Here is a 13,400-nt window from a genome sequence, read left to right as displayed (position 1 = left end):
TAAAAAATTCCCCAATCTTGATCATTAGTTTCTCCACTCCGATTTATCTAGTATCGAAACTAATTCTCCGTTATTTTAGGGGAATTTGGAACCGTTGTTATTAGGGATTTTATCACCGTTGATTACACATAGACAATAGTTTGACATTTACTGTAGAAGTTTTCACAGTTCCTGAAGGCTACAAAAGCTTCGCAAATAATTCCTATCTTCACCACTATTATTTAGAAGGAACTGGATTTCATGAAAATAAAGAAGATAGTGTAGAACTGCCCTACAAGATTTACGTGAATTGATGGATGCGTATCCGAGATAATACCAGAGACATTAAAGCCATGCTGGAATGAACAATAGCATGGTTTTTTATGTATTTATCGTTCGGAATCAGTGGCACTCAATTTGCAAATATACTATCGCAGTACTACTCTCTCCTCTGTTCTACTACTCCTTCATAATAGTCTAATAGGCAATCCATATTTATAAATAGCAGCGGTACCCATCTGGGATACTTATATAGATAAAAGTTGCTCCAGGGATAGTATTCTTCAACAGGAAAAGTATGATGGAAATATCATTCTAACATTTTAAATTCATCAAAAGCCTATCAATCGTCGACAAAATCCGGGGCGTGACAGGCACGGGATTTAATGGTTTCTCCCAAAAATGTCTGTGAAACGCACAGAAACCATCTCGCTAAAGCCACCACGTTTCCATAGTTTCATGTTTGTCACATTAGATTATTACACAGATCTCGTGGTGTAACGACGCTTAGGATAAGACTATAAAAAAAACCAAGCCGATAAAAGAATCAGCTTGGTTTATAAATATATACACTTTACCTATTACTTTCCCCATACAGTTCTATTCACATAGTCTGTATATGATAATATTATCCTAAGTACCTTATCTGATACATTCGGCATACTATAATCTGCTACAGTTATTAATGTATCTTTCTCTTGTGTCTCTAGTACTTCTAAACCTTGTAAAATTCTATCTTTTTCTAGGCCAACCATCATTACTGACGCTTCTTCCATTGCCTCTGGTCTTTCATGGGCTTGTCTTATATTAAGTGCTCTAAATCCAAGTATAGACGATTCTTCACTTATTGTCCCACTATCACTCAGGACCGCTTTTGCTTTCATTTGTAATTTTACATACTCAGAAAATCCAAGTGGTTTCATTAAAGTTATATAAGGATTAAAGACAACATTTTTTTCTTCTATCATCTTTCTAGTTCGAGGATGTGTACTCACAATAACTGGTATTTCATATTTTTCTGCAATAGCATTTAGACTTGAAACTAAATTTAGGAAGTTAACATCTGAATTAATATTTTCTTCTCGATGTGCAGAAATTACAAAGTATTTTCCTTCTTTTAAACCAAGCTTTTCTAACACTTCAGATTGTTCAATGTCCTCTTTTTTTGAATTAAGTACTTCAAACATTGGGCTGCCAGTTTTAATTATTCTATCAGCAGGGAGACCTTCTCTCAGTAAATACTCTCTAGCTATATCACTGTAGGTTAAGTTAATATCTGAAATGTGATCAACTATTTTTCTATTAGTCTCTTCTGGGACCCTTTGATCAAAGCATCTATTTCCTGCTTCCATGTGAAAAATTGGTATATGTTTTTTCTTAGCCACTAATGCACATAAACAGCTATTAGTATCTCCAAGAACTAAGAAAGCATCTGGTTTTACTTCTTCCATAATTGGATCTATTTTAATAAGTATATTACCAATAGTTTCAACTGCTGTTCCGACAGCTGCATTTAGGAAATAGTCAGGTTTTTTAAGATTAAAGTCATTGAAAAAAACCTCATTTAATTCATAGTCATAATTTTGCCCTGTATGCACCAATATGTGCTCAATAGCATCGGATTGTTCTAATTTATTAATAACGGCTGATAATCTAATAATTTCTGGCCTTGTTCCTACTACTGTCATAACTTTAAGCTTATCCATTAGTTCTACACCTCTACATAATAAGTATCTGGCTTTTCTGGATCAAAGCACTCATTTACCCACATTACTGTAACTAAATCATTATTTCCTACATTGACAATGGAGTGAGTATATCCAGTTGGAATATCAACAACTTGTAACTTTTCCCCACTCACTCTATATTCAATAATTTCATCTGCACCAATCTTTCTAAACCTAATTAATCCTTCTCCACTGACAACTAAGAATTTTTCATTTTTAGTATGATGCCAATGATTACCTTTTGTGATTCCAGGTTTTGAAACATTTACAGAAACTTGACCTCTTTCAGAGGTTCTAATAAATTCTGTAAATGATCCTCTTTGATCACAATTCATTTTAAGATCATAAGAAAACTTATCTTCCGGTAAAAAGCTTAAATAAGTACTATAAAGCTTCTTGGTTAGAGCGTCTTCCATATTTGGAATACTTAAATTTATTCTGCTTTCTTTAAAGCTGTTTATAAGATTAGCTAGCTCTCCAAGTTTAATCTTATGTGTTACAGGTACATCACAGTAATTATTTTGAATAGTTGGATTTCCCTCTAAAGCTCTAAAAAACTCTTCTAATACATCGTCTATATAACATAGATTAAGCTCTGCATCTGGTTTGTTCATCTGGATATCTAAGCCTCTAGCTATATTATAACAAAATGTAGCCACCACAGTATTATAGTTAGGTTTGCTCCACTTTCCAAATAAGTTTGCTAGTCTATAGACATAGACTTTTGCATCAGTTTCTCTGTAATAATTAAATAATAAATCTTCTCCAGCTTTTTTACTTCTACCATAAGGATTATCCTTTTCTGCCTGAATAGAGGAAGTAATAAGTACAGGAGCCTTATTGCCATGCTTCTTTAGTAGTTCTAGTAATTGAGAAGTTAAACCAAAATTGCCTTCCATAAATTCATTTTCATCTTTAGGCCTGTTTACTCCAGCTAAATGAAATACAAAATCACATTCTTTTGTATATTTTTCAAGTAATGAAGGATCACTTTCTCTAGTAAATTCAAAGATATTGTTATATCCTTTATTTCTAAGTTCAGCAATGAGGTTTTTTCCTACAAAACCTTTCGCTCCGGTAACAAGAATATTCATCAATTAATTCCACCCTCTAGTTCATCACGTGAATCTTTTTATTCCATTCTTTAAGCTCGTTTTGAACATAATCTAACTCAAGTAATAATTCTTTAATTTGTTCTATATTAAGGATTTGTGTATTATCCGAATTATACTCTTCTACAGTAGTAAGCTTTTTATCTCCATCTGCAAAATATTTATCGTAATTAAGATCTCTTTGGTCAGCAGGAACTCTAAAGAAACCACCTAGATCTTCTGCTACTACATATTCCTCTTTGGTAAGTAGTGTTTCATAACGCTTTTCCCCATGACGAGTTCCAATTACTTTAATTTCATTGTCAGCATTAAACAGTGCCTTTACAGCTAATGCAAGGTCACCAATGGTACTAGCTGGAGACTTTTGAACCATAATATCTCCTGCCTCAGCATTTTGAAAAGCAAATACCACTAACTCAACTGCGTCTTCTAAACTCATTAAAAACCTTGTCATATTAGGGTCTGTTACTGTTAAAGGGTGCCCACTTTTAATTTGCTCAATAAATAACGGAATAACTGAACCACGTGAAGCCATCACATTACCATATCTAGTTCCACAAATGAGGGTTCTATCTGGATCGACAGTTTTGGATTTAGCGACAAATACCTTTTCCATCATTGCTTTTGAAATACCCATCGCATTAATTGGATAAGCTGCTTTGTCTGTTGAAAGGCAAATTACTTTTTTTACTCCATAATCAATAGCAGCTGTTAATACATTGTCTGTACCCATCACATTAGTTTTTACGGCTTCAAGAGGGAAGAACTCGCATGATGGAACTTGCTTTAATGCTGCAGCATGAAAAATATAATCTACTCCATGCATAGCATTTTTAACACTTGCTAAGTCTCTAACATCTCCAATATAAAATTTAAGTTTGTCATTTTTATAATGTTTTCTCATATCATCTTGCTTTTTTTCATCACGAGAGAAAATACGAATTTCTTTTATATCAGTATCGAGGAATCTTTCCATCACAGCATTACCGAAAGAACCAGTACCGCCTGTTATTAATAAGGTTTTATTATTAAACATAATTCTCATCTCCTAATTCTTTTTTATCCAAATACTTTTTTAACCATATTGGTTGTATAATACAATACAAGCTCATAGCAATAATATCGGCCACTACAATACCTATCCATGAATCAAAAATCATAACAAGAGTCCATGCAATAGGTATTTTAATAATTGCACCTATAGTAAAATAAACACTTTGTGTTTTTAATTCACCAATTCCATTAGCAATACTAGATAATACTCCATTCCAAATAAAAATGCTGCCAGATAAAGCAAAGACTGTAGCATATAAATAATTCACCTGTATCGCATTGTCTCCAAGCCATAAGTTTATTCCAAATTGCAAAAATGGTATCATACCAAATTCACATATAACAGCTAATAGAGCCATTAAATTTAGTGTTCTATAAAGTTTATTAATCCATTCATAATTTTTTTCAGAGAGAGCCTTTGTAACAGCTGACCAAATAGGAGTTAATGCCAAAGTGAAAATAGTACCTATTAAAGTAAACAGTTTATTATATATTTGATATTCCACGACCATTTTACTTCCAGTTAGCCATGTAATTAGAAATTCATTTGTTGTTGTTAAAATCATATACATTATTTGAACCCAAAAGAAAGTAACACCCAACTTCATTACTTCTCTTGCATATTTTTTCCCAAAATAATTTATGTTTGGCTTAGAGTCTTTTAACTTTGTTGAGAAAACTATTATAGTAGTTAATAATAATGGTATATTTACTGCTAAAACATTTACAATTGCCAATGAAATTAAATTAGTTGATATATCTGAAGACTTTGCTAGTAAAACATATCCTAAGATAATAATACTATTAAGTAAGCTTAATAAATTAGTTAGAGCAGATTTTTGCATTGCATATAGTATAGACGTTATTAGCTTAAGTAAGAATTGTAGCATTATTCCACCAAATACTATACATACTGTAATGTTTAGTGTTTCCTTAGAAACAATACTTGTAGATATGTTAAATACTGCATTCCAATTTATAAATCTAAATATTACTGTTGAAAAGCACGATATAAATAATACCAGTATTCCGATAACAATATATGCGGATGATATATACTTTTTTGCCAGCAAGTGATCCTTATTTACTAATGCATGCACTAAGTGATTTCTTAGTCCATTTCCAATTCCTAAATCAAATGTAAGTACCCATATTAAAACTGATAAAATGGTAAACCACAAACCAAGTATTTGTTGATTATCAAAATATCTTATATACGCAGGCAAAGTGAATAATGATATAAGTAATGCTCCGCCTCTAACTACAAAAGCTCCTAATGTATTATTTAGTATCGTTCTATTATTTTCATTACTTATTATTTTTTTCAGCCTAAAAAGCTTATCCATGTTAATTCTCCAGCATTTTTTTTAAAGAATGCACAAATTTCTCATCAAGTTTTTTTATTAATTTTTTACTATCATAAAGTTTATTTATATCAATTGACATAATAGCTTCCGCTATAGCTTTGGGAGTTTGCTCTTCATAAAAATTAATTATGTCACCTATGGCAGAAATCTCAATTGCTTTTATTCGAACAGAAACTACACGCAAACCGTTAGCCATATACGACAATATTTTTGATGGGAAAGATGTATTATTATATTTTGCATCTGAAATTTGGGTACTTAAACCAATATGACAACTTTGGAGGAATCTTATATATTCTTCACCTTTAAGTAGCCCATCATAGGTAATAGTACAGTCCGACGTTTTTGCAATCTCTGAAATTAATTTTTTTATTGAGCTTGTCTCCTCTTCACTTCCGAAGCCAATAATGTGTATATGATAATTTTTAGAGAGATAAGGTGCAACAGTAGCAGCAATAGAGCCTCCTTTTCTCGGATCAAAGGTGCCAGCATATACACAATGGATTCTTCCATCATTAAACTTGGATTTTCTTTCTTGCTCAACTTTGTAAGTACCATAAATAATAGTATGAGGCTTATAAGCTTTGTTAATTTTTTCATTTAATAATTCTGTTGGAAAAATAAAGCTATCCGCTATTTGAAAAAAACTATATTCATTTTTCTGCATTAGTTGAGAATGTTCTTTTACATCTTGATAAATTTCTTCTACTTCTAATATAAGTTTGAACTTCTTTATTTTTTTCGCTAGCATTATTGGATTTATAATCATCATGGAATGATATGCAATTATTGTTTCTTTCGAATTTGTATTCTTCACCAAATATCCAAATAACCAAATCCATGACAATAATATTCGTAAATACCTTAATATTCGTCTATTCGCCCCAAACGTAGGTCCACATGTAAGTGTTACACCGTCTCCTATAGTGCTTGATCTCTTTTGATAAAATCCTTTTTTGTTTGTTGTCCAAGATGGGGATATAATTTCAACATTACTCCCTGAAGCGACTATTGCCTGACAGATATAATCCATTTTATTAGTAGCAGCTAAAAATGAATTGCGGTTCTCTTCAGCATAAGTATCCGAGTCATAAAAACCAATATATTTTATAGTAGAATTTGGCATAACTTCACTCCCAGTAAAAATGGTATGGACTGACATCCAAATATCCATTACCCGTAGTCGTTTGAAAGAAATACATCAATGCAAGAATAAGTACACCAACTACTAATATTCTAACTTTTAGATCTCGTTGATTCTTTATTACTTCTGGGATTAATAAAGTTATAAATAAATAGTAATAATAACCTGCTCTCATTACTTCACTTGACTGACTTGCAAATATTTGAATAAGTATTGCAACAAGCATATAGTTTTTATAACTATTAAACCTTATATTTTGCTTGTCTTTACTGCCAAAAATATATGCAAATATTAAAACTAATATCATAACGATAAGCATTGTATAGGCGTTGGTAGCCTCAATATCCCCAGCCGCTCCCCTATATAATCGATAGATTAATAAAAATATTTTTGTTTTTAAAATAAATATTATTATTAACGATGGAATGATAAAAAGGAAATGGATTGATTTAAATCTTACATAATATAACGGGTACGCGAAAATAAAAATGATAGCTGTGGTGTGAAACAACATTGCCAAGGCAACACATAATAAAAATTTTATTAAACTTTTTTTCTGTATATATTTAAAACTAAAAAAAACAATTGCCATTGCGATTGACTGCCGTAAACCTGAAAAACTAAATGTAAAAAAGCCTAATGTGATATAAATAAAAACACTTAGTCCTGGCATTTTGGAATTTTTACTCCAGACATATGCAATAGGTGCGATTATAGTTAGTGCAACTACAGCTAGATACCATTGATTGGAGAAATTTAATTTAGAAAAAACTTGAGAGTAGAAGATATACCCTATTTCATAATTAAATAATCGTTCACCTGCAAAAATATTAATACTTTCTGCCATATGATATCCTGGTAGATATGAAATTAAATCATGACCAATGGTTTCAGCTCTGAACGCCTGAATTAAAAATATCCCAAAACACGCTAATACGATTACTATTCTATTTCGATTTTGTTTATCCTTAATATCTATTGAAAACAGAGATATTGTTCCGAGCCATAATATTAGGCAATAAAAAACTGTCATTATGCTTTCCTTTCTTGCTTAAGGAATCAATAAAGAGACTAATTTCCTGGTGACACTTTAAAATGCACTTATCGAAAATTTATTTTTTCTTTTTTAATTCTAAGACTATTGTGCAATTCCCTCACTATTAATCATTAACTCCTTATATAGCGTTAAATAGCCCTCGCACATCTTTTCTTTCGAGTAATAGCCCTGCGCTTTTTCGACAATCTCATTGACCACCGAAGATTTACGATTTACCCATTCTCGCACTGTACCCTCTAAAGAATCTAAATCTCCATATTCCACAAACTCACTATATTCAGGTATTGAAACTTGTTCCGGTGCACCTGCCTTAAATCCTACAATAGGTGTTCCACAAGAAAGCGACTCCGCACATATCATTGAAAAGGTTTCACGCTTGCTGGAAATTACAGTCAAATCCGCCATTGAATAATATGCTGCTAATTCGTGTTGGTCATTTATTCTACCAACATCAATTATATTATTCGGTAATTCGAGATTTTTATTTGTATTTCCAACAACAATTATCTTTATATTTTGATCCTTTAATCTCTCCGCAAGTTCGATAATATATTTACCACCCTTAATTTGGCTAGTAAAATTAGCGGTAACATGCAAGATTATTTTTGCATCTGTTAATTTTAGTTCTTTTTTAATATCTCTAAAATCACTTGGATGAAATACATTTACAGTATCAATACCATTAAGTACAGTACAATGTTTTTTATTTCCTAAAATAACAGACTGTCTAGCTCTGCCTTCTAACCAAGGTGAAACTGATGTTACAATGAGGTTTTTATCAAAACCATCAAATGTCTCTTTCATCTTTTCCCACGCAGTGTGGGTCCTATCGAACAAATAGGAATGTGTCGCCTCCAATAATTGTGGACAATTACCGCAACCAGTTTTCCATTTTTCGCACTCGAAAGCAAGACCGCAACTACCAGTATACATAAACTCTGCATGTAGTGTCAGAATTGTCTTAATTTCTTTTTCCTTCAAATGTTTAATTAAACGGTATATATTTACAAAAAAACCGTTAATACAATGAAGATGTACAATATCTGGCTGTTCTTTTTTTATAATACTGATAAGTCTATTGGTAGCAATAAAAGAACCATTGTATTGAAGTCCGGTAAAACGCGATTTAATGTTATTAATTTTTGCTAAAAACTCACTTGATGTTTTGTATTCCTCAGGTTCATCCGACTCTTGCCCTCGACCATAACAAATAATCGACTCAATGCCTTTTTCTCTAAGAACTTTATGAATATCGTAAACAATTTTTCCTGTGCTACCATTTTTATATACACAGTTAATTTGTAGAATCTTCATGTTTGTTTTCCCTCATTATCTTACAGAGTAGTCCATGAAACTTTTCTTGATTAGATTTTGCATCATGACGCTCACCGATAATCTTAAGAGCTTTGGATTTGTAACTGTTTCTTAAACTTTCATCGGCTAACAGTTTTGCAAGTTGAGATTTCAGTTTACTTTGCTCTGTTACCACACAGGCCGCATTGGTTTGTACTAAATACTGTGTACAAGCCAACCCACCTGGCCCATACATTAAGAGGCAAGTCCCACTTCCCAAACTATCTGCTATTTTGGTTGAAAATGCATGTTTCAAGTCCCATTTATAAAATTCTGAAAAATTTTCTATATGCACTAACAAATCACTATTATGCATAACTTGAACAACTTCCTCATATGGAACCAAACCTCTATACTGTATGCCTTTGCACTTCTCAAAAGCTGATTTTACTTCTAAATTCGGCGTTTTCCCATAAATATCCAATAAAATCTCAGGATTAATTTGTTGCAACGCATTTGCTATTTCAATAAGCGGTTCGTGCCTGCCCACACCTAAATTTCCAAGATAAGAAACAATTGGAGTTATATTTTTCTTTTTGTTCTGTAAAGGAACAATATCGGTAGATGTCATAATAACTGTACTTGGATGTACAAATCGTTTATTATAAGTTTCTTGAAGAATATCGCAATTATAAATTGAATGTGAAGCATATGATATTACTCTCTCAAAACGTTTTTTATACCTGTATCGATAGTAATGATATAGGGGTGATAAATATTTTCTATCTTTAAAATAATAGTCTTCACTATTGTATAAAACTAGAGGAATATTTCTTCCATTTGCAATATCTAGGGCAATTTTATACATAAACTCATAGTCACCCACTTGAAGTACAATAAGTTCAGGTTGAAAATTATCTACCCATTGAGTAAATTTATCACTCTTCCATCTCTTTGAATTCCATATTAAGTTTCTAGCAATATAATTTAGAGAGTTTCGTTTGCGATGTTTTTGATATAGATTATTCATAGATTTTTCTTTATTATCGGGGACCACAGTACTATTAGGGTTTACTTTCTGCCCTACCTTCTCTCTTTTTATAAAGGCACGCAATGCTTCTGTATCTAAGACTCTGAAATAATTATTACAAACAGAAGAGTCAGGAATTTCATTATAAATATAAAACTGAGCAAGTTTTTCGATTGGCCAGCCATCAAAAAAGTTAGCTAATGTTCTACCATTGGATCCACTTGTTGACAAACAATTATGACTAATTATTAAAACCCTCGGATAATCGCTCATAACCAACCTCATTTTTTATTATTTAACCAGGTAACACAGTCAAAATACTTTTCAAATATTCTCCGCCCCATTAGGTCGCCATAGCGAGTCAAATCCCCTACCTCGCCTTGAATCTCGTAACCCGGGACATGGACCATCCAATCGTTACTAATTGACTCCCTCGAAGATACAAAGCATACCTTTTTATATGGCAACTTTGAGAATTGCTCTAGCAATTCCTCAGAGCAATCTTCACGATCTGTGCACATAACAAATAGATTTGAATAATTAATTCTTTTTTTTCGCTTGTTCCAGCTCTCAACACAATCATCAAAAGTTTTGTAATGAATAAAATTAATATAAATATCTTCAATTTTACAAACCGGATATTTATTATTAGGATCACTAGACCAATGAGAAAAAACTAACGGTTTAGATATATTTGATTCTAAATTTCCGACAAATCTAACAAAATTAGGAAAAGTGAAGGACAAATTAATTGTAGGTGAGTTAAATTTCTCACCCAAGTCATGATACAACACTCCCCCTATACAGTTTTGTGATATAATTGTAAAATTTTCATTTTCTAACCTTTTACGCATAACAAAACATATTGGAGTTCTCCAAATTTTCAATACAAAATTTTTTAATTTCTTAAACTTAATCAATTTTTTAAAACACTCCTAGCACCATTGATCATGTTCTTATATGAATGATAGATTCCACCGTTTTCCTTGAGCATTTTACGCCACTTAAGAGAGTACATAATACAATACAACCAATACATTTTTCGTGATAAACACGCAAAAAAAGCCCCTTTATCAAAGAAATATTTATCTGTGTAACCCTCAAACCAAGTAGAATCCTCTTGGCTAGCATACCCAATTACTTGAGGACAGGTGCAAATCCTGAGGCCCTTTTGAATGCACTCAACAATAAACAAACTATCTTCTCCTGCGCTATATTTTGCTCCTCCGCCAAACAATAAGGAGAAATAGACATTCGCTTCCTTCAGCTTTTCAGTTCGGGCAGCTATGCTTACAGCTCCATATTTCAAACAATTATACAGCCTAACCCGACTATTTTTTTTAATTGTGTGTAAAGGCCTCTCAGGATTAGTACTTATTACATTAAAGATCATTATGTCTACATTTGGATTTTCTATAAAAGCTTGTACGATAATATTTTCATAACCATCAACATACTTTACATCATCATCTGCAAATAGACATATATCATTATTAGCTCTCATGAGTGCATTATTTCGGCTTAATCCAACACCTCTCTCTTCAAATGAAAGAATGCGGATTAACTTTCCCTTATATTCAAATTCCTCAAATTCATTTCTATCGCACTGATTAACAATTATTGCATCTGTTTGAATATTCATTTTCCCAAGCAAGCTATGATCTGTTTGATGCATGGTTGAAATTAATACCTGTAGGTTCATATCTTCCCTCAACTTATCGAAATATAATAAACATTTACTTACCGCTTTCTATTAATAAGCAAATTCAGACACTGTAACGGACTGCAAAATAATGAATGTACAGAGTTTTTGACAAATCCAATCATGTTCTTATTTCTTAACTCAGCAAATGCTAATACAGCATAATGGCGCATGTTAATATATCTCTTTTCACTCGGAGTGAGCTTATCAAAAAATTGCATTTTATGTTTGTATAAAATGTTTTCTCCTTTGATTTTACTCATACCGATTGATAATCCATCGGTTTCAGAATGAATGTAAGCTTTTATCTCACAACCTGGCAAATAGCTAAACTTACCGCCATATTCAATAGCAAGTTGCATTAAATAATATTCATCACCCACGTTAATTGGTGGAAATCCACCTAACCTTAGTAAATAAATTTTTCTAAACATAAAAGTATCTGTTCCAGTCATGTGATACATTAGATGATACTTAAGAAGTTGATCTGATTCATCCCTCTTAATATAATCCCTTATCCTTTTTTCAACTAATTTATTGTTCTCGTTATATAATTCCAAATCAGTTATGCAAAAATCCGATTGCTCCTTTTGCATATGCAAGACCTGCTTTTCAACTTTTTCAGGCAAATATATATCATCATCATCAAGGAAGGTAATATATTCTCCAGAAGCTGTTCTTATACCAATATTTCGAGTTTCCGCAGAACCCTTATTTACTTTGTTTTTTATATAAACTAATTGCCGGTCAAATTTTTTGTTGACACTGCAAATAATCTCATCAACCTTTTTGTTCCATATCTCTTCTGCATTATCATCAACCACAACAATTTCGACGTGTTCATATGTTTGTCTCATTAGAGAAACCAAGGCTGTTTCCAATGTTGTATCCCGTCGGTAGGTTGCAACTATTACGCTAACTATCGGTTGTGCCACTAATGTATTACCATCCTCTAAATCTTCGAGGCTATTTAAGCTAACATTCAACACTGTCATTATCCTGTTATCTCCTTATTTTTTGAATCAGTGGATATCATTTGCTCTTCAGTGGATTCGACCTCTTTATATTCCAATGTTCCAGTACCACCCTCAATAACACCCTCATACTTCAACACTGACACAATAGTCCCAAAGAAACATTTTACATCCATCCAAAAGCTAATACCTTGAACATACTCACCATCCAGCTTAGCTTTAAGATCAATCGGCAGCTCATCCCGACCATTAATTTGCGCCCACCCAGTAAGCCCAGGATAAATATCATTAGCCCCATATTTATCCCTTTCAGCTATTAAATCATACTGATTCCAAAGGCAAGGCCTTGGACCAATAATACTCATTTCACCTTTAAGAATGTTCAATATTTGTGGCAGTTCATCTAAGCTAGTTTTCCTCATAAACTTACCCACACTAGTAATGTAGCTTTCGGGGTCCTTTAAAAGATGAGTTGGTGTATCTTTAGGTGTATCAATTTTCATCGTTCTAAATTTAAGAATATAAAACTCCGACTTACCTTTCCCAATACGTCGTTGTTTAAATAAAATCGGACCTTTTGAATCACACTTAATGCAAATTATTAATAATAGGAATACAGGTGAAAGTACTATTAAACCAATAATGGAAACAATAAAATCTATCATTTTTTTTACATATCTTTT

General features: G+C 32.2%; 12 protein-coding genes. All 12 read right to left on the bottom strand.

Annotation, left to right across the window (positions count from 1 at the left end):
• Positions 1 to 839 precede the first annotated feature (839 nt).
• The 12 genes from wecB to KW850_RS27555 all read right to left on the bottom strand — a co-directional run bounded on the left by wecB (position 840) and on the right by KW850_RS27555 (position 13,382).
• A complete protein-coding gene (gene wecB / locus KW850_RS27610; RefSeq protein WP_218350931.1) occupies positions 840 to 1,964 on the bottom strand; it encodes a non-hydrolyzing UDP-N-acetylglucosamine 2-epimerase in 1,125 nt (374 codons plus the stop codon).
• Positions 1,965 to 1,969: 5 nt separating this feature from the next.
• Positions 1,970 to 3,079 (bottom strand): capsular polysaccharide biosynthesis protein CapF, encoded by a 1,110-nt coding sequence (locus tag KW850_RS27605; protein WP_218350930.1) that lies wholly within the window; start codon positions 3,077 to 3,079, stop codon positions 1,970 to 1,972.
• A gap of 16 nt (positions 3,080 to 3,095) precedes the next feature.
• Positions 3,096 to 4,133: a polysaccharide biosynthesis protein gene (locus KW850_RS27600; RefSeq protein WP_218350929.1), complete on the bottom strand. Its 1,038-nt coding sequence runs from the start codon at positions 4,131 to 4,133 to the stop codon at positions 3,096 to 3,098.
• A complete protein-coding gene (locus KW850_RS27595; RefSeq protein ID WP_218350928.1) occupies positions 4,126 to 5,496 on the bottom strand; it encodes a lipopolysaccharide biosynthesis protein in 1,371 nt (456 codons plus the stop codon). The genes KW850_RS27600 and KW850_RS27595 overlap by 8 nt, the downstream gene beginning before the upstream one ends.
• Position 5,497: 1 nt before the next feature.
• Entirely contained in the window at positions 5,498 to 6,643 is a 1,146-nt protein-coding gene (locus KW850_RS27590; RefSeq protein ID WP_218350927.1) for a glycosyltransferase, read from the bottom strand.
• 4 nt (positions 6,644 to 6,647) lie between these two features.
• Complete coding sequence (locus KW850_RS27585; protein ID WP_218350926.1) at positions 6,648 to 7,694, bottom strand: EpsG family protein; 1,047 nt, start codon at positions 7,692 to 7,694, stop codon at positions 6,648 to 6,650.
• 105 nt (positions 7,695 to 7,799) lie between these two features.
• Positions 7,800 to 9,032, bottom strand: a complete 1,233-nt coding sequence (locus KW850_RS27580) for a glycosyltransferase (RefSeq protein WP_218350925.1) — start codon at positions 9,030 to 9,032, stop codon at positions 7,800 to 7,802.
• Positions 9,013 to 10,314: a glycosyltransferase family protein gene (locus KW850_RS27575; protein ID WP_218350924.1), complete on the bottom strand. Its 1,302-nt coding sequence runs from the start codon at positions 10,312 to 10,314 to the stop codon at positions 9,013 to 9,015. The genes KW850_RS27580 and KW850_RS27575 overlap by 20 nt, the downstream gene beginning before the upstream one ends.
• Before the next feature lie 8 nt (positions 10,315 to 10,322).
• Entirely contained in the window at positions 10,323 to 10,961 is a 639-nt protein-coding gene (locus KW850_RS27570) for a DUF1919 domain-containing protein (protein WP_218350923.1), read from the bottom strand.
• Positions 10,958 to 11,743 (bottom strand): glycosyltransferase family A protein, encoded by a 786-nt coding sequence (locus KW850_RS27565; protein ID WP_218350922.1) that lies wholly within the window; start codon positions 11,741 to 11,743, stop codon positions 10,958 to 10,960. The genes KW850_RS27570 and KW850_RS27565 overlap by 4 nt, the downstream gene beginning before the upstream one ends.
• 38 nt (positions 11,744 to 11,781) lie before the next feature.
• Positions 11,782 to 12,738 (bottom strand): glycosyltransferase family 2 protein, encoded by a 957-nt coding sequence (locus KW850_RS27560; protein WP_218350921.1) that lies wholly within the window; start codon positions 12,736 to 12,738, stop codon positions 11,782 to 11,784.
• Entirely contained in the window at positions 12,738 to 13,382 is a 645-nt protein-coding gene (locus tag KW850_RS27555; RefSeq protein WP_256358494.1) for a sugar transferase, read from the bottom strand. The genes KW850_RS27560 and KW850_RS27555 overlap by 1 nt, the downstream gene beginning before the upstream one ends.
• Positions 13,383 to 13,400: the final 18 nt, after the last annotated feature.

The sequence above is a fragment of the Bacillus sp. sid0103 genome (assembly GCF_019219025.1).
This window is presented reverse-complemented; position numbering and strand designations above follow the sequence as displayed.

Excerpts from the sequence above, each read along its gene's own strand:
- KW850_RS27585 (WP_218350926.1), bottom strand. The coding sequence starts at position 7,694 with ATGACAGTTTTTTATTGCCTAATATTATGGCTCGGAACAATATCTCTG.
- KW850_RS27600 (WP_218350929.1), bottom strand. The coding sequence starts at position 4,133 with ATGTTTAATAATAAAACCTTATTAATAACAGGCGGTACTGGTTCTTTC.
- KW850_RS27555 (WP_256358494.1), bottom strand. The coding sequence starts at position 13,382 with ATGATAGATTTTATTGTTTCCATTATTGGTTTAATAGTACTTTCACCT.
- KW850_RS27595 (WP_218350928.1), bottom strand. The coding sequence starts at position 5,496 with ATGGATAAGCTTTTTAGGCTGAAAAAAATAATAAGTAATGAAAATAAT.
- KW850_RS27565 (WP_218350922.1), bottom strand. The coding sequence starts at position 11,743 with ATGAACCTACAGGTATTAATTTCAACCATGCATCAAACAGATCATAGC.
- wecB (WP_218350931.1), bottom strand. The coding sequence starts at position 1,964 with ATGGATAAGCTTAAAGTTATGACAGTAGTAGGAACAAGGCCAGAAATT.
- KW850_RS27580 (WP_218350925.1), bottom strand. The coding sequence starts at position 9,032 with ATGAAGATTCTACAAATTAACTGTGTATATAAAAATGGTAGCACAGGA.
- KW850_RS27575 (WP_218350924.1), bottom strand. The coding sequence starts at position 10,314 with ATGAGCGATTATCCGAGGGTTTTAATAATTAGTCATAATTGTTTGTCA.
- KW850_RS27560 (WP_218350921.1), bottom strand. The coding sequence starts at position 12,738 with ATGACAGTGTTGAATGTTAGCTTAAATAGCCTCGAAGATTTAGAGGAT.
- KW850_RS27590 (WP_218350927.1), bottom strand. The coding sequence starts at position 6,643 with ATGCCAAATTCTACTATAAAATATATTGGTTTTTATGACTCGGATACT.
- KW850_RS27605 (WP_218350930.1), bottom strand. The coding sequence starts at position 3,079 with ATGAATATTCTTGTTACCGGAGCGAAAGGTTTTGTAGGAAAAAACCTC.